Source organism: Pseudomonas sp. F(2018) (assembly GCF_005508865.1).
In the GTDB taxonomy this organism is placed as follows: Bacteria; Pseudomonadota; Gammaproteobacteria; order Pseudomonadales; family Pseudomonadaceae; genus Aquipseudomonas.
The window spans coordinates 332,316-353,812 of the sequence record NZ_SCOM01000003.1 but is presented as its reverse complement, the minus strand read 5'-3'; the positions used below and the strand labels follow the sequence as shown (position 1 = coordinate 353,812).

The window sequence follows — 21,497 nt, the reverse complement described above, 5'->3', positions numbered from 1 at the left end:
GCCCCAAAACATGGACGTCCGTAGCCCGTTTTTCCAGAACATTGCTGCCGCGCTGGCCGGCATCATGTTCCTCAACCCGATCATGGTCGCAGCGGCCGAGGCCACGCTGGCCGCCGCTGATGGCAATACCGGCGTGACTCAGGCGGGTAACGGCGTGCCGGTGGTGAATATCGCCACGCCGAATAGCAACGGGCTGTCGCACAACAAGTTCACCGACTACAACGTCGGACAGCAGGGGCTGATCCTCAACAACGCCACCGGCAAGACGCAGAGTACCCAGCTCGGCGGCATCATCCTGGGTAACGCCAACCTCAACGGCCGGGCTGCCAGCCTCATTCTCAACGAAGTCACGGGTGGCAGCCCGAGTCAGCTGCGCGGTTACACCGAGGTAGCTGGCCAGCAAGCCCATGTGGTGGTGGCCAACCCCAACGGCATCACCTGCAACGGCTGCGGCTTCATCAACACCCCGCGCGCCACGCTCACTACTGGCAAGCCTATCGTCGAGGGCGGTCGCCTGGATCGCCTGCAGGTGGATGGCGGTGCTATCAACATCGAGGGCCAGGGGCTCAACGCCAGCAATATCGATCAGTTCGATCTGATCACGCGCAGCGTGAAGCTCAACGCCGAGCTGCATGCCAACAAGCTCAACGTCGTTGCCGGTGCCAACGACGTCAAGGTCGAGGATCTGGCTGTCAGTCAGCGCGCCGCGAATCCGGCAACGCAACCTCAGCTGGCGGTAGACAGCTCGGCGCTGGGTGGGATGTACGCAGGGGCAATCCGCCTGGTCGGCACCGAAAGCGGCGTGGGTGTGAAGCTGGCCGGCAATATGGCTGCCAGTGCGGGTGATATCCAGATCGATGCCAATGGCCAGCTGAGCATGGCGCAGACCTCAGCCTCGGGCAGCGTGCAGGTCGCTGCCGATAGCCTTGAACTGAATGGTCCGGTCTATGCCGGCAGCAATATCGAGGCGCAGGTCGCAGGAGAATTGCACAACGGGCAGAGCATGGCTGCGGGCGCTGCCGTCGCGCTGAAGGCGGACAAACTGGTCAACCGTGGCGTGATCGAGGCCGGCATCAATGCTGATGGTAGCCGTAATACCGCTGGCCAACTCAGCGTCGCTGCCCGCGAACTGGACAACGCCAACGGGACTCTCAGCGCCAGCGATGAGCTGCAGGTAACTACCACTCAGGCGCTGGACAATCAGGGAGGCACTCTGCATGCCAGCACTACGGCCAAGGTGCAAAGCGGCAGCATCGACAACCGTGGCGGCCGGGTGCTTTCGCAGGGTGAGCTAGAGGTAGATGCCGGCACGCTGGATAACAGCGCCAATGGCGTGGTGTATGGCAAGCAGAGCGTGCTGGTACGGGCTGACACACTCGACAACCGTACCGGCCAGGTTGCCAGCCAGGGCAAGGCAGAGATCAAGGCGGATGTTGTTGATAACCGCCAGGGCAGCCTGATAAGCGAGACCGAGCTGAGCGTGGAGGCCGGAACGCTGGATAACCGTGGCGGCCTGGTATCCGGCTGGCAGGGTCTGGAGATCAAGGGCGGCACTCTAGACAACTCCGGTACCGGTACCTTGTCGAGCAAGAGCGGCAAGCTGGATGTCACCCTGCAAGGCGAGCTGAATAACAGTGACCAGGGTGCTCTGGTGAGCAAAGGCGATCTGCAAGTCGAGGCAGCCAGTCTCGACAACCGCGGCGGCATTGTCTCCGGCGAGGCAAAGGTCGACCTGGCTGTTACTGGCAAGCTGGACAATCAGCTGGAGGGGCTGATCAACAGCCAGGGTGATCTGCAGGTCGACGCAGGCGCGGTCGATAACCGCGGCGGCGAGATTGGTAGTGGTGGCAACCTCTTGCTGCGCGGCGACAGCCTGGACAACTCAGCCGGCAAGCTGATCAGCAGCGGCAGCTTCACCCTGGAGCTGGTTGGCCTGCTGAAGAATACCAATGGCGGCCAACTGGCCAGCACTGGTCCTCTGCTGCTGAACAGCGGCTCCCTGGACAACCGTGGCGGCAAGCTGGTCAGCCAGGGTCTGGTGGAGCTGCTAACTGGCGCTCTGGATAATTCGGCGGGTGGCAAGCTGGCCGCCAATGGCAAGCTGCAGATCTCCGCCAGCGGTCTACTGAATAACGGCCAGGGTGGCCTGATCGCTAGCGAGCTGGGCGATGTCGATATCACCGCCGTTAGCCTCAGCAACAATGGCGGTGCCATCACCAGCAAAGGCCTGCTCACGCTGACAGTCGATGGGGCGCTAAGCAATCAGCAAGGCAAGCTGCAGAGCAAGGAAGGCGATCTGCAGGTAGAAGCCGCTAGCCTGGATAACCGTGAAGAAGGGCTACTCAGCAGCCTGACCGGTTGGGTGCGTCTGCAGCTCGATGGCCTGTTCGACAACCGCGGCGGTATTACGCAGGGCGAAGACCTGCAGATCGCCAGCGGCGACCTACGCAACGATGGTGGGTTCATATCCGCTACTACTGGCGATGCCACGATCACCGCAGCCGCTGTCGAGAACGGCAAGGGCGAGCTTTATGCCAAGGGGCTGCTCAAGCTGATCGCCAGTAGCTTCAGTAATCAGGGCAGCGGTGCTGCAGATAATCAGCTCGGCAAGGTGGCGGCGAATCGAATCGACTTCAGCCTGAGTGGTGCACTGAACAACCACTATGGCCTGATCGAAAGCAGCACCACTCTGGCTGTCAATGCCGCGAGCCTAGTCAACAGCCAGGGCAAGCTGCGCTCCCTTGGCGCCTCCGATGAGTCGCGGATCGATGTCGATCTTCTGGACAACCGCTCCGGGCTGATAGAAGTAGGCAACAACACGCTGCGCCTACAGGTCGATGATCTGAAGAACAGTGGTGGCCAGATCAATCACGCTGGCAGCGGCGACCTCATCCTTGGTTCATCGCAAGCCATTGCAGCTGGCGGCACTCTTTCTACCAACGGCGAACTGAATATCAGCACGCAGAGCTGGGTTAACAGCGGCATCCTGCAGGCCGCGCGCTTGGTGCTCAACGTCAACCAGTTTAGTCAGACCGGCAGCGGTCAGTTGTTGGCCAAGGAGTCGTTGACGGCCACTGGTGGCAGCTGGAGCAATAACGGCTTAATCGCAAGCGATGGCACGCTAAACCTTTCGTTAACTGGCGCGTATACGGGTAGCGGCACGCTCAGTAGTGTCGGTGACATGGGCATCAATTTGGGCTCCCTAAACTTGGGGGGGGCGGGGCGCATTGCAGGTGGGGGTACCACAACGCTGACTTCGACCGGCGGTTTGATAAACAGCGGGAAATTTACTTCAGCCGGCGATTTGACTGTGACGGCCGCTACTTTGAGCAACCTTGGCACGCTGGGAAGCGCTAAAGATTTGCGGATAGTGGTTCCTGACATAATCAATTCACAGGGGCTTATCTTTAGCGGCGGCAACATGGTGATGCGGGTTAATACCCTAACAAATCGCCGCGCCGATATTTATAGCCTTCAGGACATCGATATAGCAAAAAGCGATGCGGGGGCTTTTGCACATAAAGTTCAGAATCTATCCGGCAGTATAGAGTCGCTGAATGACTTCGTTGTTAAGTCTGAGTCTTTTATTAATACGAGAGAAGTATTCGAGACTAAGTCGGGTCTGACTTCCGCTGAAATCGGAGTTAGATGTTTTGAGTGCGCCGCTCCAGGTTTAGGTCACACAGATAGATCCCATTTTGTTTGGGTGCAAAATTTTGATGTGCAGGTTCTGGCTGATTCTGGCAGTGCAAGTATTACGGCCGGCAGAGATTTCAAATTTAATGGTGGCGATTTCATAAATAGTCTGTCTGCTGTCGCGGCGGGACGGGATGTTAAAATAGAGGCGAACAATTTCCAGAATACAGCCTTGTCTTTGAATTCCTATACGGTGCAGAGGTACTTGGCAGATACTTCTGATGATCTGGATATAGATCTGGACTTCTTCTGGGAGATTGTGAATTACAACTCTTATAATGATCCTGCATACAGTCAAGACATAAGTTTTTGGAATGCAGGCGGGCAAAAGACTCGCGCCGAACCCTTTCTCTGGGTTAGTGGAGGGAAACCCTACGATAGAGAGTTATTCCAGTATTTTGGCACGTTGCGCATAAATTTAGGACTTGACTCTATAGAGTATTCCCACGATCGAGCAATTGATATGCCTCCGTCTCGATATGTCTCGGGAAGTAGGGTTGATGCCCCTGCTGCAATAAAGAATGCCACGCCTTTCTCTGAGCTAATTTTAACTGAGGCTGGTGGAGTAAACGCACCAGCTGTTGTTCAGGCTGGCAGAAACATCAGCATCTCGGCGACTGATCGCATCTCAAATGGAGTAGAAAGAGCGGGTGTCACTATTCCGACTTCTAACTCAAAAGTTGCCGGCACGGGGGTAAGTCAAGAGTCCCAAATGATTTTCGTGCTCAATAAACAACTGTCCCCAGATCTGCAGCAACAGCACATTAACCCTATTACCCTTCCGGGTTTCAGTATTCCCCAGGGTGAGAATGGCCTGTTCCGTCTGAGTGCTACCAGCGGTGCGCAAAGCCAGACGGTAACTGGGGCTTCTGTAGCGTCATCTAGTGGTCGTCAGCCAGGTTCTCACCGCTATTTAATTGAGACCAATCCGGAGCTGACCAACCTCAAGTCTTTCATGAGCTCCGACTATCTGTTGGGCAAGCTTGGCTATGACCTGGACCAGGTCAATAAGCGACTTGGTGATGGCTTGTTTGAGCAGCGCTTGATGCGAGAAGCCATTGTGGCTCGCACGGGAGAGCGCTTCCTCGCGGGGCTGACCAGCGACGAGGCCATCTTCAAGTACCTGATGGACAATGCTGTTGCCAGTAAGCAATCACTCAACTTGTCCTTGGGCGTCAGCCTAACGGCTGAGCAAGTTGCCGCGCTGACCCATGACATCGTCTGGATGGAAGAGCACATGGTGAATGGCGAGAAAGTCTTGGTGCCGGTGCTCTATCTGGCCCAGGCCGAAGGCCGACTAGCATCAAATGGCGCTTTGATTCAGGGGCAAGACGTTAGCCTGATCGGCGGTGTTGGCTTGGCTAATCAGGGCACTCTGCGAGCCACAGAAAATCTCAATATTACGGGGCTCAACATCGTCAATGCCGGCGGTCTCATGGAAGCCGGTAAGCGTCTCGATCTGCTGGCTACCGACAGTATTCGCAATGCCCAAGGCGGCATTATTACTGGGCGCGATGTGAGTGCTATCGCACTGCTCGGTGATGTGAGTAACGAGCGCACCCTGACCACCTACAATGACTCCAGCAACAAGTTTGGTTACAGCTCATGGTCGAGAGACTTTGCCGATAGTGCTGCGCGCATAGAGGCTAGCGACAATCTCACCATTTCAGCAGGAGGCGATATCGCCAACATCGGTGGTGCGCTGACGAGTGGTGGCGATATTGAGTTGAGCGCTGGTCGCGATGTGATTATCGCTGCCGCTGAGACGCGCCTGGATTCCAAGGGTAGCCGCAGTTATACGGCAGGTCAGTTGACCCAACTAGAGGCAGAAGTTAGCGCTGGTAGAGATGTGATGATCGATGCGGGGAGAGATGTCGCCATCATCGCTAGCGATGTAGAGGCCAAGCGAGATGTCGCCATCGTCGGTGGTCGTGATGTCATCGTATCTTCTGCGACTAATGAAGATCACTTCTATTCAAAACACAAAGACACGATTCAACAGGAGGATCATGTTAGTCAGCAGAGCAGTAATCTGAAGGCTGGCGGTGATCTTTATGTTGCGGCAGATCGCGATATTACCTTTGTAGCCAGCAATGCCGAGGCAGGGGGCGAAGCTTATCTAGTAGCGGAAGGGAAGCTCTCAATGCTTGCCGCTCAGAACAGCGATTACAGCTTGTTTGAGGACGAAGATGACGGTGCCTGGGGAGGTAAGGACATCCAGCGCGACGAGGTGACGGATGTGCGTCATGTTGGAAGTTCTATTAAGGCCGGTAGCGATATCACGCTGATTAGCGGTGATGATCAGCACTACCAGGCGGCCCGGGTGGAGAGTGGTGGGGATTTGCTGCTCGATAGTGGCGGGCGTATTACCTTTGAGGGGGTTAAGGATCTACATCAGGAGAGCCATCAGGACAGTGATACTGGTGCGCTTTGGAACTCGTCGGTAAGTGAAGGTAAGACCGATGAGGCGCTGATGCAAAGCGTGCTGAAGGCTAAGGGAGACATCGCGATCAAGGCCGTGGATGGCCTGCAAATCGATATTAAGCACGTCAACCAACAAACAATCAGCCAGGCTATCGATGCTATGGTCGCAGCCGACCCCGAATTAGCTTGGTTGAAGGAGGCTGAGCAGCGCGGCGATGTGGATTGGCGGCAAGTGAAAGAAGTTCACGATGCTTACAAAGACAGCCACTCGGGATTGGGTGGTGTGGCGACAATGGTTATCGCCATTATCGTTACGTACTTCACGGCAGGGGCGGCTAGCTCGTTTATTGGTAGTACTGCAGGTGCAACTGCTGGCTCAGGTAGTGCTATGGCGGCGGGAGGTACGGCCTCTGCCTCTGCTGTGGCTGGTGGCGCAACTGCGGGCTCCACTGTAGCCGCTGGCTGGGCCAACGCAGCTCTTACCGCCGTTGCTACTTCGGCGGCTAGTACGGCCGCGATTAGCACTATCAATAACAGAGGCAATATAGGGGCGGCATTAGAAGACACCTTTAGTGGAGACAATCTTCAAGGCTATTTAACCTCTGCTCTTACTGCTGGCTTCACTTCCGGCATTCTGGATAGCGCGTTTGGGGTCACTGGAGATAATGTCAACAAAATCACCAAGGGTTTTGACCTAAGTAAGCCCGGTGGCATTGCTCAGTTCGGCGCCTATCTAGGGGCCCAAGGAGCGGTACAGGCAGTAGCTCAGACGGCCATTCAGGGAGGCGGTCTTGGTGATAACTTGGAAACGATACTAACAGGCCAAGTTCAGCATTTACTGCAAGCAAGTGTCTTTAACGCAGTGGGAGATTTCGCCAACGGTGAATGGTTGGCGGGAGTCAAATGGGAGGATGGGAGCCCAGAAAAGATTGCCCTCCATGCCGTAATTGGGGGGATGCTAAGCGAAGCTACAGGCGGAGATTTCCGGACAGGTGCTTTGGCGGCTGGGGCGAACGAGGCGCTGATTGAGCGGATGTCGGGGCTGATCAACGGCGACCAAGGGTTGGAGCTTCTTGTGTCGCAGTTGGTGGGCATCGCTGTGGCAACCGCAACCGGTGGCGATCCGGCGAAAGCAGCTGAGCTGACAAGGAATGCAACAGCATATAACCGGCAATTGCACAGCTACGAGCTGAAGCAGCTGGAGAAAGAGGCAAAGAGGCTGCAAGAGGAGCTTGGTGTCTCCGAAACAGGACTGCCGTGGGAGGACTTGCTACTTTTGGCATCCGGTGCGGAGTTGGATGCAACAGAAGAGGCTAGGCTTCAGGCTGTCATGGATTTCTACGGCGAGGGAAATCCGGAGTATGACACCTTAATCGACGACTTAAAGCGCGCCAATAGCGTTATTGAAATGTTGGCAAGTCGAAATACACCTCTGACATGGAGTGACGGTGCGGTAATCACCGCCTATGGAAAACCGGTATATGCGTTTCAGTCAACCCAAGATCAATTCTTTGATTCTAGCTTGTTCAATACTAACTTGAGCGGTCAGCAGTCGACTAGCTATCACTCCTCTTTTACAGGATTAGTTCCTGAGGCATGGAAAGACCAGTTTGGTGTTGCTGATGCTAATCGTTATTTGCGAGAAATATCTCAAGCCGCTGCCACCAGTCCGGAGGCTTTCGATGGGGCGCTAGAACGATTGGCAACTATCGCAGGTGGTGATGTCCTGCGGGTGACATGGGATGTTGATATCGCTTTATCTCTGGTTCAGGGAGGACGGCTTAGTGCTGAGGCCACCGAGAATATCGCTAAGTGGCTGTTAGGAAGAGTGGGGGCAAGGGGAACTCCAAGTCCCGATGACTTTATCAACTTGGCAAGTGCTCAGCGAACGCAGCATATTCTGCTGGGAGATGCTACCGGTGGAGGGCACTTGTGGCCTGGGGCCCCAGGAAAAACGGCTTTTCCCGCTTCATGGGATGGTGATAAGGTAATGCATCATGTTTCTGATCTGGCCACTGATCCAAAAGCTTCGTGGACGCAGATATCGGGTAAGCCTGGAGCTCAGTTTACTTTAAAAGGAAAACCTGTTCGCTGGGCGGTGGAAGGGGTGCGAGATGGTATAAATATTCGCGTAATAGTTGAGCCCCAAGGGGAAGGGATTATTACTGCTTATCCTAAGTAAGGTGGTTTATGTGTGGGGCAGAAAAATTAATGCGGGCGGCTTTGGATGAAGTTTCAGGGTGCTTCGATGATGATACGGCAGAAAATGTTAGAGAGCTTCTTTCGTCCGGGGAGCCGGGAGTGGCACTGGAGATCTTATGCTCTCAGTTGGTGGAATTTGATATTTCTGTTTCCCAAGGTGTGAAGGATTTGCTCGCGGAAAGTGCAAGGAACATGGGGATGGATATTGAGGAGTTGCGGGAAATAAGAGTTCTGTAATTTTCCTTGGCGCAAAATATGTCGTTAGAATGATTAGCAATAGATCGCGATTAAGTTATCTTTTGCTTTCTGTTCAGGCTCTCATTGCACTTGTTTCTTATTGTTCTCTGTATCAACTCGACTGCGGTAGTGAGACTGCGAGCAAGAAACAAGGCAAGTAAACAGTGGGCAGACCGCATTTTTCCTGGGTTAAACCGTTGTTTGTCCCCCATCCCCGATGTTCCTATTCTTGTGGCGTCTTCAGTTTGCTGACCTGCAGCTGCAAAGTTCCGCGATTATTACCCTGCACGTCCTGCTCGGTGAAGTGCATCGGCACATACTGCCCACCGATATAGGCCTCGGCCTGGTCGGCGTAGTTCTGGTCGAACGGTACGCCACTCTGGCCCACCGGGTTGATGCCCAGGCCCTTGCTGGCGTCGGCCATGTCGATCAGGCGGCGGGTTGAGGGGCCGTAGACCACCGACCAGGGCGCCGGGCCGACGCGGTGCGACAGGTTGTTCGGCACTTCGTGGCCGCCTGGCGCGGCGAGGGGGCCGACGTTGAATAGCAGATTGAGTGGCTTCTGCGCGCCCAGCGGGTGTTCGTGGGTCAGCGTGTGGCCCTTGCCCCAGGCCCACTGACTGCTATCCGCGCCGAAGCTTTGGCGCAGATGGGCGAGGCTGGCCTGCCAGGCTGCCTTGATCGTGTCGGCGCGGCTCTCCACGGCGGCAGTGCCACGTTTGTCCCACCAGGCGGAAGCGGCATCGGCGGTCAGGCGCGGCAGGGCCACGTCGAGCACGCGGGTCTGCAGCAGGCTGTCGAAGAAGGCATCGCCCAGCTCGTCGCGCATGGCCTGCTTGGCCAGTTCGAAGGTCAGCTGGTTGAACAGGGTGGCGGCGACCGATTGCAGCGGATGGCTACCGTCCCAGGTGGCTAGCTGTTCGACGAGGGCGAGTTCGCCAGCGTCCGCTGCAGCGGCGCGCAGGTCATTGAGGATCGGTGCCAACAGGCGCGGGCCGTAGCCGGTGCCGTCGTCCAGCTGCAGGGCCTGGCTGTTCTGGGTATCCCACTTCACGTCCGGCTGGGCCAGGCGCTGGTTCAGGCGCTCGCCACGGTCGGCGAGGTTGTAGTAACCGGGGATGCTCACCCCGGTCGGCGAAGCCGGCTGGTAGTTGGCGGAGACGATATAGCCGCGCGACGGATTCTCCTCCTGCGGGTTGGCGCTGAACGGCAGGTAGCCGGGCTTGTCCGCCTCGTTGCTGGCGCCATCGAGGATAAAGCTCGGGTTCACCCCGGCCGGGCGCTGCGGCAGCTTGGCTGCGGCCCACCAGCCGATGTCGCCGCCGGCGTTGGCGTACACCACGTTGAGGCCTGGCGAATGGATCTTCGCGGTGGCGGCGCGGGCCTTGTCCAGGCTGTCGGCGCGGTTGAGCTGGTAGAAGGCCTCGAGGATCGGGTTCTCGGTCTCGAGGAAGGCCCACCACATGGCGATCGGTGTCTTGCCGGCGTTGGCGCCGAGGGCGTCGTTGATGATCGGGCCGTGGGGGGAGCGCCGCAGGGTCAGCGTGATCGGTTCGCCCCCCTTGACCTGGATGGTCTCCTCGCGGCTCTGCAGATCGACCCACCGGCCATTGATCTGCACCTGGTTGGCGTTGTCCGGATTGACCTTCTCGGCGATCAGGTCGAGGTCGTCGTTCTGGAACATGGTCAGGCTCCAGGCGAACTGCCGGTTGTGGCCGAGCGAGGCATAGGGGTTGAGCGCCTGGTGGTGGCCGTACAGCTCGAAGCCCGGGTAGCTCAGCTGCGCCTCGTACCACACCGCCGGCGCGGCGAAGCGGATATGCGGGTCGCCGGCCAGCAGCGGCTTGCCGCTGGCGGTGCGGCTGCCGGCCACGGCCCAGGCGTTGCTGCCCTCGAACTGTGGCAGGCCGGCTTCCACCAGCGCCTGCTGGCTGAGGTGGGCGAGGCTGTTGAGGCCCTGCCAGTCGTCACTGCTGAGGCTCTGGGCGACAGCGCCACCGGGATGCCAGGCGAGGTCGAACACCTTCAGGTAGTCGCCGCCCAGCTGGTCGCGTACATAGGTCAGCACTGGTTCCGTGCGGAAGGCGGCGGCGAAACTGTAGGCCATGTAGCCGGCCACGGACACCGTGTCTTCCAGCGTGAACGGGCGCGGGTCTATGCCCAGCAGGTCGAATTCCACCGGCGCCGGGCGGCTGTCCTGGAACTGGTTGATGCCCTCCAGGTAGGCCTGCAGCGCCATGACCGCCGGGCTGTTGCGGTCGAGGGTCTGGGCGTAGCGATCGGCATGCTGGCGGATACCCAGGGTGCGGAACAGGCGGTCGGTGTCGACCAGCTTGGGTCCGAGCACTTCGGCCAGCTCGCCGCGTGCCAGGCGGCGTAGCATCTCCATCTGGAACAGGCGGTCCTGGGCATGCACGAAGCCCAGGGCGCGGTACAGGTCGGTTTCGTTCTGCGCCTGGATATGCGGCACGCCGCGTTCGTCGTAGCGCACCGCGACCGGAGCCTGCAGGCCGGCAAGGGGCAGGGCGCCGTCGCGCACGGGAAGCTTGCTCTGCGTATACCAGGTGGCACCGGCGGCGGCCGCGGCAATGGCCACGGCGAGGAAGGTCAGACTGCGTTTCATGACGCGCTCCTTGTTGTTGTGCGGCCATTCTGCGCAGCGCTTCGGCCAGCGGCATTGACCGTGGAGCCTGTGGCTGGAATTCTCTGGTCAAACAAGGAACTGCCATGAATTCGCTCGCCCGCGCCGCGCCGCTGACCCATTCCGCCACCCTGCGGCGCCTGCTCTATGAGGCCCTGGCCGAGCTGGGTCACGATCCGGCGACCATCTACCGGCGCACCAACCAGCATCGCCGCCTGGTGCCGCCACCGAGCGAAGGGCGCCTGAGCCACGACGAGGCGCCGCTGTTCTGGCTGGCCGCCGACGCATTGACCGGCGACGCCGATATCGGCCTGCACCTGGGCGAGGTGATGAAGCCGCGCCTGCTCGACGTGGTCGGCTACCTGCAGCTGGCCAGCCGCGATCTGCAGCAGGCCGTGGACAGTTTCCTGCGCTTCCAGCACATCCTCGCCGGCGGCTTCGTCGCCCAGCTGCGCATCGAGGGGGACCGCGCCTGCCTGGTGCTGGACCTCAACTACCGTGGCTTCGGCCCGCTGCGTCAGCAGATGGAATGCCTGGCGCTGCTGTTCATCAAGCTGCTGCGGCTGGTCACCGACGACGAGTTTCGTTTCGACGCTCTCGACTTCCGTCATGCACGGCCAAAACGGGTGAGTGAGCATCGCCGGCTGTTCGGCCTGCTGCCGAACTTCGCCTGCGAACATGACGCCCTGTGGTTCCCCGCCGCGCTGCTCAAGCGCCCGTCGCGCACCGCCAACCCGAGCCTGCACCGCATGCTCTGGCAGCATGCCGAGGTGGAGCTGGCCGCCCTGGTGGAAAATGACCTGCTCAATCGCCTGAGCTACCTGATCGGCGTGCGCCTAGGACGCGCCGGCTGTTCGTTACAGGCCTGCGCGGCCGAACTGGGCATGCCCACCGCCGCCCTGCAACGCGGCCTGGCCGCTCAGGGCAGCCATCTGCGCCAGGTGCGCGAGGCGATCCAGCAGGCGCGGGCCCATGCGTTGTTGCAGGAAGGCCTGGCAATCCGCGAGGTGGCGCGCGCCTGCGGCTTTGCCGAGCTGTCGCCGTTCTATCGGGCGTTCCGCCGCTGGTACGGCATCGCGCCGGATGCCTATCGGGCCAAGCTGTTGTTAGCGGATACAGCCTCGAGCCCCTGAAACGAAGAAGGGCCCCGTAGGGCCCTTCAAACTGCGCCGGCGCTTACTGGACGGGCTTGTCGTTCTCCGCGTACTGCGGGGAGCGTGGGCCGCGCAGGATGCCGTTATGCGTTCCGGCGGTGAGCAGGCGGGCGCTGGTGATGCCGGCGATCTCATGACTGCGGTCGGTCAGCGAGTTCATGATTTGCTCGACGGCCGCAGTGACCAGCAGGCCGATCAGGCCGCCACCGCCATTGTTGTTCTGGTTCTCCGCCGAGCTGGCACGGGCGGAGCCGTCCCACAGCAGACGACCGTCGCGCAGGTCCACCAGCTTGGCCTTGGCAGTGACGGCCACTTCGCTGGCGATCAGCCGGTAGCTCGTGCCGTACTCGGTGATCTCCAGATACAGCGCGGCGTCGGCGCCGAAGATCTCATGCAGCTTGGCGGTGGGAATGGCCTGGGCCTCCTCCGCACTCATGACGCCGTTCTGCTTGAAGGTCTCGTCCACCACGGCAACCGGCAGCACGTAATAGCCTGCCTCGGACAGCGGCAGGGTGACGTGCGACAGCATGCTGTAGCCCGCCTGAATGTCCGGCGAGGTGTTTACCGGCGGCATAACCAGAATGGAGCGCGGCTTGCTCTGCTTGAACGCCGTGTAGTCGTAGGGCTTCTGGGTGACGCAGCCGCCGAGCAGGGCGAGCAGCATGCCGAGGCCCAGGGTCTTGAACAGGGTTGGCATCTTCATCTCTTACTTCTCGGCGTTGCGTAGCAACAGGTCCATGTAGGGGGCCGATTCCGGGAACAGGGTCTTCTCGGTCTCGAACTGCTGGCGCACTTGATCCGGCTTGCCCAGCTCGGCGTAGAGCATGCCCAGGTGCGCGTGGAAGCCGGGCGGCAGCGCGCGATCCTGGGCTCGCGCCTGCTGCAGGCTGGCCTCTAGAGCCGCTACCTGCTCCTGCGGGCTGCTGGTGTCGCCCTTGAAGTGGGCATAGACCTGGTCCTGGTAGCCGTTCCAGTAGTAGAGCGGTTGCGGCTGGTTGACGCAGCCGGTCAGCAGCGCGCCGGCGCTCAACAGGCCGGCGAGTGCAAGCTTGTGCATGGTTTCCCTTCCTTACTGCTGCGGGCGCCAGGCGCCGCTGTCGATACCGCCGACCAGGTTGTTGACCGCCTCGCGGATCGCCAGGTCGAGGACCTTGCCGTTCAGCGTGGAGTCGTAGCTGGCGGTGCCACCGAAGCCGATGACCTCGCGATTGGACAGGCTGTACTCGCCGGCGCCCTGCGACGAGTACACGACCTCGGAAGTGCGCACATTGACGATGTTGAGGTTGACCTTGGCATAGGCGACCTGGGTCTTACCGCGGCCGAGAATGCCGAACAGCTGGTGGTCGCCAACTTCCTTGCGGCCGAACTCGGTGACGTCGCCGGTCACCACGAAGTCGGCGCCGCGCAGCTGCTGCGCCTTCTGGGCGATGGCGCTTTCCTGCTGGATCTCCTGCATGTTGTCGCGGTCCAGCACGTTGAAGCGGTTGGACTGCTGCAGATGGGTGATGAGAATGGTCTTGGCCTGTCCGCCCAGGCGGTCCACGCCGTCGGAGAACAGCCCGCGCATGTAGCTGGAGCGGTTATCGAACTTGCCGACCGAGATTGGCTGGCGCGGCCCGCTGTAGCTGCTCTGGTAGCTCTGCACTTTGGCGACTTCGAGGGGGCGGGATTGTTCGGTGGCGCAGCCGGACAGCAGGCCGAGTACGAGCAGACCGCTCGCGGCTAGGACGTTCTTCATGATGTTCCTCGAGGTTGGCGACCGGAACAAGCGCCGGCTGCCCATGGGCAAGAGCGTGGGGGAAAGGGGCGCGATGGCCGGTGGTGCTTCCATGACCAGGTGAGTCTCCAAATCGCGCAATCTGCGGCGAATACTGCTGGGGCAAGCGAGGCAGTCATTGCCAGCGCTCGGTGGCGCGAGTCTACAAAGATCGATGCGGCATGGCCAGTGGCCAGGATCGTCAGTCCGACCGGCGTGGATAGTAGGTATCCCACAGCCGATTGCGGAGCTTGTAGCCAGGGTCCAGGCGCTGCTTGAGGGCGAAGAATTCCGGGGCGCGTGGGTAGGCGGCGAGGAACTGCTCGCGGCTGGCGTGGATCTGGTAGGGCAGGTAATAGCGTCCACCGCAGGCCAGCGCGGCGTCGATCAGGTCGCGGGTCCAGGCCGCGGCGCGCGTGCGTTCGGCCGCGGAGCTGCCCTGGCGATAGTAGAGCACCAGGGCGAACACTTCTTCCGGGGCCCAGGCCGGCAGGGTGCCGGGATCGGCCTTGGCGTGGCGGATCGAGACGTTGATCAGGTTGGCGTCGTGTTGTCGGGTCAGGCGTGCCAGCTCGCCGACGAAGCGTTCCAGCTGGTGTGGCGGGACGAAGTATTCCTGCAGCACGAAGCTGAAGTCCGGCCCGGAGATGGGTTCCAGCTCGCGCACGTCCAGGCTGGCCTCGTGGTTGCGCCATTGCACCAGCTCGCCGCGAAACAGCAGCGGGTCCACCGCCGCCTCGCGCAGGGCGCGGCCGGTATGGGACGAGCTGGTCAGGCGAATGCCGGCATGCTGCAGGTAATAGCTGCGGTCGGCCGGGGTCAGGCGCTGCAGTTCGGTCAGGGCCGCATCGGTGCGGCGATAGGACACGGCGCGGACCTTGTCGAAGGAGCCCGGATAGAGAATGGCGTTGTGCAGGACCAGATCGGTCCGGCCGCGTACCTCCTGGTCGAACCAGGCGCGGTACTCGGTGAGCGGCATGACCTTGGACTCGCGGGCGATGCGGCTGTTCTCGGCCAGGCCGAGCGTGGCCTCGACTATCACGCCCAGGCCGCCATAGCCGCCGATGGCGCCATGGAACAGCTCGCTGTTCTGGCTCGGGCTGGCGTCCACCAGGCTGCCGTCGGCCAGCACCAGGCGGATGCTGCGCACCGAGCCGATCAGCGGGCCCTCGCCGACGTAGCGGCCATGCACATTGACCGACAGCGAGCCGCCGACCGTGAAGTTGGCGTAGGACTGCATGATCTGCGGCGACAGGCCGTGCGGGTCGATGTATTCGAGTATCTCGCGCCAGGTGATGCCGGTTTGCACGCGGATCTCGCGGCGCTCGGCGGAGAACTCCAGCACTCGGTCGAAGTCGCGCATGTCGATCTGCAGGGCGCCGGCGGTGGCGGTCTGGCCGCCCATGCTGAAGCGTCCGCCGCCGATGCTGATGGGGCCGGAATGCTGCTTCACCGCCGCGACTATCTGCTCCAGCTCGGTAGGGGCGATGACTTGCGCAACCTGGATCGGATTGAGGCCGGTGACGTCGTTGACCGTTTCGCCAGCCAGTGCTGGCAGGCCGAGAAAAATCAGCAGAAGAAAGAGGGCGCGCATGAACTTTCCTTGTTCGCGGCGCGGCGGATCAGCTCTGGATGGTCGCCGCCGGGTTGATCACGCGGCCCAGGCCGAGGTTGCGCAGGGCCAGGTGCAGGGTGCTGTGGATCACCTGCGGGTTGTCGATGGCCATCAGGTGGCCGAGTAGCTCCTTGGCGCGGGTCGAGCTGATCTGGCGCAGCAGCCACTTCACCTTGGGCAGGTTGGTGGCGTTCATCGACAGGCTGTCGAAGCCCATGGCCAGCAGCAGCACGGCGGCCGCCGGGTCGCCGGCCATCTCGCCGCAGATGCTTACCGGCTTGCCTTCGGCGTGGGCGCCGTCGACCACCAGCTTCAGCGCGTGCAGCACGGCCGGGTGGAGGAAGTCATAGAGGTCGGCGACCCGCGGGTTGTTGCGGTCCACCGCCAGCAGGTACTGGGTCAGGTCATTCGAGCCGACCGAGAGGAAGTCGACCTGGCGCGCCAGGTCGCGTACCTGGTAGACGGCGGCGGGAATCTCGATCATCACGCCCACCGGCGGCATGGGGATGTCCACACCCTCGTCGCGCACCTCGCCCCAGGCGCGGTGGATCAGGTGCAGCGCCTCTTCCATCTCCTGCATGCCGGAAATCATCGGCAGTAGGATGCGCAGGTTGTTCAGGCCCTCGCTGGCCTTGAGCATGGCGCGCACCTGGACCAGGAAGATTTCCGGGTGGTCGAGGGTGATGCGGATGCCGCGCCAGCCGAGGAAAGGGTTCTCTTCCTTGATCGGGAAGTAGGAGAGCGCCTTGTCGCCGCCGATATCCAGGGTACGCATGGTCACCGGCAGCGGGTGGAAGGCGGCCAGCTGCTCGCGGTAAGTGGCCAGCTGTTCCTTCTCGCTGGGGAAGCGCTCGCCATTCATGAACGGCACTTCGGTGCGGTACAGGCCGACGCCTTCGGCCCCGCGTTCCTGGGCACGCTTCACGTCGGCCAGCAGGCCGGTGTTGACCCACAGCGGCAGGCGCTGGCCGTCCAGCGTCTCGCACGGCAGCTCGCGCAGGGCGTCGAGACCCTGGGCCAGCTGGCGCTCTTCCTCGACTACCTCGGCGTACTGCTTGCGTAGCAGATCGCTGGGGTTGGTGAAGACCTCGCCATGGTAGCCGTCGACGATCAGCTCGATGCCGTCGACCTTGGAGTAGGGCAGGTCGACCACGCCCATGACCGTGGGAATGCCCATGGCGCGGGCGAGGATGGCCACGTGGGAGTTGCCCGAGCCCTGCACCGAGATCAGGCCGACCAGCTTGCCTTCCGGCACCTGGCCGAGCATGGCCGGCGACAGCTCCTCGCTGACCAGGATGCTGTTGTCCGGGTAGACCAGGCTCTGCTTGCGTTCTTCCTGCAGGTAGGCGAGCAGGCGGCGGCCGAGGTCGCGCACGTCGCTGGCGCGTTCGCGCAGGTAGGCGTCGTCCATCAGTTCGAAGCGCGAGACGTGCTCGGTGACCACCTGGCGCAGGGCACCCTGGGCCCACTGGCCGGTCTTGATGACCTTGCGCACCTCGTTACCGAGGGCGTTGTCGTCGAGCATCATCAGGTACACGTCGAACAGCGCCAGCTCTTCCTTGCGCAGTTGGCTGGCGAGTTTCTCGGACAGCTCCTGCATGTCCTCGCGCACCCATTCCAGGGCCTTGCCGAACACTTCCAGCTCGGCCTCGATGTCGTCGATGGCCTTGTCCGGCACCACATTGAGGTCGGCCGGCGGCAGCACCACCACGGCAGTACCCACGGCCGCGCCGGGGGCGCCGGGCACACCGACGAAGCGCGTCTCCTGGATGCCCTTGCCCTGCTTGCCCAGGCCACGGATCGAGCCGGTTGCCTCGGCGTGGGCGATGACGCCAGCGAGCTGGGCGCTCATGGTGACCAGGAAGGCTTCCTCGCCCTCGTCGAACTGGCGGCGCTCCTTCTGCTGCACCACCAGTACGCCCATCACCCGCCGGTGGTGGATGATCGGCGCGCCGAGGAAGGAGGCGTAGCGCTCCTCGCCGGTCTCGGGGAAGTACATGTAGCGCGGGTGTTCGGAGGCGTGCTCGAGGTTGAGCGGCTCCTCGCGGGTGCCCACCAGGCCGACCAAGCCTTCGTTGGGCGCCATGCTGACCTTGCCGATGGAGCGCTTGTTGAGGCCGTCGGTGGCCATCAGCACGAAGCGCTTGGTCTCGGAGTCGAGCAGGTAGACGGAGCAGACCTGGCTGCCCATGGCCTCTTTCACCCGTTGCACGATGATCGTCAGCGCCGCCTTGAGATCCTTGGCGGCGTTTACTTCCTGGACGATCTTGCGCAGGGTGTTGAGCATGGCTCGCTATCGAACTCCGTCAGTCGCGCGCCAGCAGGCGCGGGGCTAATTCCTTCAGGGCGCGACGGTAGACCTCGCGCTTGAATGTCACTACCTGGTTCAGCGGGTACCAGTAACTCACCCAGCGCCAGCCATCGAACTCCGGCTTGCCGGTCAGGTCCATGCGCACCCGGCTCTCGTCGCCGGTCAGACGCAGGAGGAACCACTTCTGTTTCTGCCCGATGCACAGCGGCTGGCTGTGGGTGCGCACCAGGCGCTGGGGCAGACGATAACGCAACCAGCCCCGGGTGCAGGCGAGAATCTTCACATCCTGCTGTTCCAGGCCGACTTCCTCGTTCAGCTCGCGGTACAGCGCCTGCTCGGCCGACTCGTTGGGGTTGATGCCGCCCTGGGGAAACTGCCAGGCGTCCTGGTTGATCCGCCGCGCCCACAGCACCTGGCCAACATCGTTGGTCAGGATGATGCCGACATTAGGGCGAAAACCATCGGAATCAATCACGGCACAGCACCTCGAAAACGCATGTTTCGGCATTGTTCCACAAAGGCCGCGGGCGCAGCAAACGCGCGGCTCGGCTAATGGGCAGTGGCGCTGAAAGCGGCTATTCTGACGCCCCCTCATGACCCTCCGAACCAGGTAATCCGACGTGCGCCTTGCCCTCTTCGACCTCGACAACACCCTGCTCGCCGGCGACAGCGACCACAGCTGGGGCGAATTCCTCTGCGACACCGGCCGGGTCGATGCCGTCGAGTACCGCGCGCGCAACGATGCCTTCTATGCCGACTACTGCGCCGGCAAGCTCGACGTGGTGGCCTACCAGAGCTTCACCCAAGCCATCCTCAGCCGCACCGAGGCCGCCGAGCTGGCGTGCTGGCAGGCCGAGTTCATGGCCGAGGTCATCGAGCCGATCATCCTGGCCAAGGGCGAGGCGCTGCTGCAGGAGCACCGCGAAGCGGGCGACAAGCTGGTGATCATCACCGCCACCAACCGCTTCATCACCGCGCCGATCGCCGCGCGCCTGGGCGTCGACACGCTGCTGGCCACCGAGTGCGGCATGCAGGACGGCCGCTACACTGGCCAGGTTGCCGGCGTGCCCTGCTATCAGGAAGGCAAGGTGACGCGGATGCAGCAGTGGCTGGCCGAGACCGGCCTGAGCCTGGACGGCAGCTACTTCTATAGCGACTCGCGCAACGACCTGCCGCTGCTGCAAGCGGCCTCGCATCCCGTCGCGGTCGATCCGGACGACACCCTGCGCGCCATTGCCGTCGAGCGCGGCTGGCCGGTGCTCAGCCTGCGCGACTGAGCCTCACAGCGGCTTGGCCACCATCAGCCAGAAGATGGCGATAAAGGCGATAAAGGCCGGCCAGCCCAGTACGAACCAGATGCGCATATAGCGGTTGGCCCGCTCCGGCAGCGCGCCGCCATCGCGCAGCGCCGCGGCGGCCATATCGCGCACGCGGATCTGCAGCCACAGCACCGGCAGCCAGCACAGCCCCGCCAGCACGAACAGGCTTGCGCTCCACAGCAACCAGGACTGGCTCAGCGGCCAGCCCGCGAGCTTGGCCAGGGCCAGGCCGGAGAGCGGCTGAAAGACCGCCGTCGTCGCGATAAACAGCCAGTCGGCGGTGACCAGGTGGCGGAAGGTGGTGGCTATCACCTGCACCTCGCCGCTGCGCCAGGCGCGCAGGGCGTAGTAGGCCGAGCCCAGGCCGGTGCCGAACAGCAGGGTGGAGGAGAGGATGTGCAGGGTCTTGAGCAGCAGGTACAGACTCATCGTGGTCTCGTCGTCGAGGCGGAAAGTCCCAGCAGCCAGACACTCAGCAGCAGGACTGCGAAATTCTTGCCCACCGCCATATAGGGGTCGAACCAGTAGTGGGGCAGCAGCAGGCTGATTACCAGGCTATAGACCAGCATCAGGGCGATCTGTGCCTGCAGGGCGTGGCTGCGCCAGCGTCGGGACAGCAGCGCCACACCGAGCACACCGTCCAGCAGGGCGCCGCCAATCACGGCCAGGCGCGCCGGCAGACCCTCGATGCCGGCCTCGGCCATGATCCGCAGGCCCCAGTCGAAGCCTGGCCCCAGGCAGACCACCGCGGTCCCCAGCCAGATCAGCGCGAGTACCAGCAGCACCAGGGGTTGCAGCGCCATCGCCAGGCTCTGCGCCGGTTGCGGCCAGTGGCGCAGGCGGCTCGCCAGTGGCGCCGCGCGATAGCCGCAGGCCTGCTCCAGTAGTGCGGGGTCGGCGAGGTTGTCGTGCTCGCTCAGCCGCAGGGTCTGGCGGTTCAGCGCCTGCCAGCCCAGCCGCTCGCCCAGTGCCGCGCCAAGTCGCACGAGCGGCGCCGGCACGGTGAAGTAGCGCGCCGGGCGCCAGCCTTGGGCCTGGCGCAGGCAGTCGATCAGCTCGCCTTGGGTCAGCGCCTGCGGGCCTACCAGCGGCAGCACGCTCGGCTGCTTCGGCCAGTTGCGTAGCAGCGCCAGGACGGCCGCGCAGAGGTCGTCGACATGCAGCGGCCGCAGCCGCGCCCGGTTGCCCAGCAGCGGTATCAGCGGCAGGGGTGACAGCCGTTGCAGCCAGGCGCTGCTGGCGCCGCCCGGGCCCAGGACGAGCGAGGGCCGCAGCACCACGGCCGGGATACCGAGGCTCAGCAGATACTGGTCGGCCTCGGCCTTGCTGGCCAGGAAGGGAATGTCGGGATGCTCGCCGGCGCCCAGGGCGGAAATCTGCAGCACGGCGGCGCCATGCCGTTTGGCCAGCTCGAACAGGGCGCAGGCGCCATCGCGTTGCAGGCGCTGCAGGTGCTCGCCGTCGGTGGAGAGTTCGCCGCTGGCGTTGATCACCAGCTCGATGCCGTCCGGCCAGGCAAAGCTGTCGGGCTGGTCCGCCAGCTGCAGCAGATCCAGCGTGCGCCACTGCACACCGGGCAGCGCGAGTGCCGCAGCCTGGCGGCGAGTGGCGACCACCGAGTATCCGGCCAGGCTCAGGGTGTCGAGCAGGTGACGGCCGATGAAGCCGCCGGCGCCGACCAGCAGGATGCGCATCAGGCCGGCTTGGCCCCCATCAGGGCGAAGATGGCCAGCAGCAGGACCAGCATCAGCACGGTGTAGGCGATCACGAAGCGCAGCAGCTTGACCGGTACTGCGCCGCCCGCGACGGCCGCCTGCCACGCGCCGAGACGGTTGTGCAGCAGCAGGCCGAACAGCATCAGCAGGCCGAACAGCTTGGCGCTGAACAGCAGCCAGCTGGCGCCCAGCGACAGGCCCAGGGTGTGCACCAGCCACCAGCCAGTGACCGGCAGGCTCAGGGTGATCAGGCCGAGGGCCGGCATGCTGTACAGACGGGTGACCCGCAGCTTGCGGGTCAGGGTCGCCGCATCCCCGGACTTGTTCGCCTTCCACAGCATGAAGGCGTGGGCGATGAAGCCCGCCAGGATCAGCACGGCGGGAATCAGGTGGGCGTACTTCAGCAGCTGGTAGTGTTCCATCAGCG

Annotated in this window: 14 protein-coding genes; 4 read left to right on the top strand and 10 right to left on the bottom strand. The window is 62.3% G+C overall.

The genetic code is table 11. The features are described 5' to 3' along the window. The first annotated feature begins 64 nt into the window (after positions 1-64). Complete coding sequence (locus FFS62_RS15535) at positions 65-8,302, top strand: DUF637 domain-containing protein (protein WP_171016353.1); 8,238 nt, start codon at positions 65-67, stop codon at positions 8,300-8,302. Positions 8,303-8,310: 8 nt separating this feature from the next. Further along, positions 8,311-8,559, top strand: coding sequence for a MafI family immunity protein (locus tag FFS62_RS15530; protein ID WP_137973736.1), 249 nt, complete (start codon positions 8,311-8,313; stop codon positions 8,557-8,559). A gap of 223 nt (positions 8,560-8,782) precedes the next feature. Here FFS62_RS15530 and FFS62_RS15525 read toward each other — a convergent pair whose 3' ends face one another. Next, complete coding sequence (locus tag FFS62_RS15525) at positions 8,783-11,182, bottom strand: penicillin acylase family protein (RefSeq protein ID WP_137973735.1); 2,400 nt, start codon at positions 11,180-11,182, stop codon at positions 8,783-8,785. Between the two features lie 104 nt (positions 11,183-11,286). Between FFS62_RS15525 and FFS62_RS15520 the strand changes: the two genes are divergently transcribed. After that, complete coding sequence (locus FFS62_RS15520; RefSeq protein WP_137973734.1) at positions 11,287-12,333, top strand: AraC family transcriptional regulator; 1,047 nt, start codon at positions 11,287-11,289, stop codon at positions 12,331-12,333. 43 nt (positions 12,334-12,376) lie between these two features. On the opposite strand, the gene FFS62_RS15515 is transcribed toward FFS62_RS15520, so the two are convergent. From FFS62_RS15515 to FFS62_RS15490, 6 genes are all read right to left on the bottom strand, one after another. Continuing rightward, entirely contained in the window at positions 12,377-13,051 is a 675-nt protein-coding gene (locus tag FFS62_RS15515; protein WP_137974014.1) for a DUF799 domain-containing protein, read from the bottom strand. A 9-nt stretch (positions 13,052-13,060) separates the two neighbouring features. Then, the gene (locus FFS62_RS15510) at positions 13,061-13,411 is read right to left on the bottom strand and encodes a DUF4810 domain-containing protein (protein ID WP_137973733.1); all 351 of its coding nucleotides are present in this window, start codon (positions 13,409-13,411) and stop codon (positions 13,061-13,063) included. A 12-nt stretch (positions 13,412-13,423) separates the two neighbouring features. Next, positions 13,424-14,092: a CsgG/HfaB family protein gene (locus FFS62_RS15505; protein ID WP_171016352.1), complete on the bottom strand. Its 669-nt coding sequence runs from the start codon at positions 14,090-14,092 to the stop codon at positions 13,424-13,426. A gap of 220 nt (positions 14,093-14,312) precedes the next feature. After that, the gene (locus FFS62_RS15500; protein ID WP_137973732.1) at positions 14,313-15,704 is read right to left on the bottom strand and encodes an FAD-binding oxidoreductase; all 1,392 of its coding nucleotides are present in this window, start codon (positions 15,702-15,704) and stop codon (positions 14,313-14,315) included. Between the two features lie 28 nt (positions 15,705-15,732). Beyond that, the gene (gene ptsP, locus FFS62_RS15495) at positions 15,733-18,012 is read right to left on the bottom strand and encodes a phosphoenolpyruvate--protein phosphotransferase (protein ID WP_137973731.1); all 2,280 of its coding nucleotides are present in this window, start codon (positions 18,010-18,012) and stop codon (positions 15,733-15,735) included. 19 nt (positions 18,013-18,031) lie between these two features. Beyond that, a complete protein-coding gene (locus FFS62_RS15490; RefSeq protein ID WP_137973730.1) occupies positions 18,032-18,511 on the bottom strand; it encodes an RNA pyrophosphohydrolase in 480 nt (159 codons plus the stop codon). Between the two features lie 145 nt (positions 18,512-18,656). On the opposite strand from FFS62_RS15490, the gene FFS62_RS15485 reads away from it, so the two are divergent. After that, on the top strand, positions 18,657-19,313 hold the full coding sequence (locus FFS62_RS15485; RefSeq protein ID WP_137973729.1) for an HAD family phosphatase: 657 nt from the start codon (positions 18,657-18,659) through the stop codon (positions 19,311-19,313). A gap of 3 nt (positions 19,314-19,316) precedes the next feature. Here FFS62_RS15485 and FFS62_RS15480 read toward each other — a convergent pair whose 3' ends face one another. The 3 genes from FFS62_RS15480 to FFS62_RS15470 are packed head-to-tail and all read right to left on the bottom strand — an operon-like array spanning position 19,317 to position 21,492. Next, positions 19,317-19,784: a DUF2269 domain-containing protein gene (locus FFS62_RS15480; RefSeq protein WP_137973728.1), complete on the bottom strand. Its 468-nt coding sequence runs from the start codon at positions 19,782-19,784 to the stop codon at positions 19,317-19,319. Continuing rightward, complete coding sequence (locus FFS62_RS15475) at positions 19,781-21,049, bottom strand: SDR family oxidoreductase (protein ID WP_137973727.1); 1,269 nt, start codon at positions 21,047-21,049, stop codon at positions 19,781-19,783. Before FFS62_RS15475 ends, FFS62_RS15480 begins: the two co-directional genes overlap by 4 nt. Beyond that, a complete protein-coding gene (locus FFS62_RS15470) occupies positions 21,049-21,492 on the bottom strand; it encodes a DUF2269 family protein (protein WP_137973726.1) in 444 nt (147 codons plus the stop codon). The genes FFS62_RS15475 and FFS62_RS15470 overlap by 1 nt, the downstream gene beginning before the upstream one ends. Positions 21,493-21,497 lie beyond the last annotated feature (5 nt).

Bases quoted from the DNA above. Each gene is read 5' to 3' on its own strand.
- FFS62_RS15535 (WP_171016353.1), top strand. From the start codon at position 65: ATGTTCCTCAACCCGATCATGGTCGCAGCGGCCGAGGCCACGCTGGCC.
- FFS62_RS15530 (WP_137973736.1), top strand. From the start codon at position 8,311: ATGTGTGGGGCAGAAAAATTAATGCGGGCGGCTTTGGATGAAGTTTCA.
- FFS62_RS15525 (WP_137973735.1), bottom strand. From the start codon at position 11,182: ATGAAACGCAGTCTGACCTTCCTCGCCGTGGCCATTGCCGCGGCCGCC.
- FFS62_RS15520 (WP_137973734.1), top strand. From the start codon at position 11,287: ATGAATTCGCTCGCCCGCGCCGCGCCGCTGACCCATTCCGCCACCCTG.
- FFS62_RS15515 (WP_137974014.1), bottom strand. From the start codon at position 13,051: ATGCCAACCCTGTTCAAGACCCTGGGCCTCGGCATGCTGCTCGCCCTG.
- FFS62_RS15510 (WP_137973733.1), bottom strand. From the start codon at position 13,411: ATGCACAAGCTTGCACTCGCCGGCCTGTTGAGCGCCGGCGCGCTGCTG.
- FFS62_RS15505 (WP_171016352.1), bottom strand. From the start codon at position 14,092: ATGAAGAACGTCCTAGCCGCGAGCGGTCTGCTCGTACTCGGCCTGCTG.
- FFS62_RS15500 (WP_137973732.1), bottom strand. From the start codon at position 15,704: ATGCGCGCCCTCTTTCTTCTGCTGATTTTTCTCGGCCTGCCAGCACTG.
- ptsP (WP_137973731.1), bottom strand. From the start codon at position 18,012: ATGCTCAACACCCTGCGCAAGATCGTCCAGGAAGTAAACGCCGCCAAG.
- FFS62_RS15480 (WP_137973728.1), bottom strand. From the start codon at position 19,784: ATGAGTCTGTACCTGCTGCTCAAGACCCTGCACATCCTCTCCTCCACC.
- FFS62_RS15475 (WP_137973727.1), bottom strand. From the start codon at position 21,049: ATGCGCATCCTGCTGGTCGGCGCCGGCGGCTTCATCGGCCGTCACCTG.
- FFS62_RS15470 (WP_137973726.1), bottom strand. From the start codon at position 21,492: ATGGAACACTACCAGCTGCTGAAGTACGCCCACCTGATTCCCGCCGTG.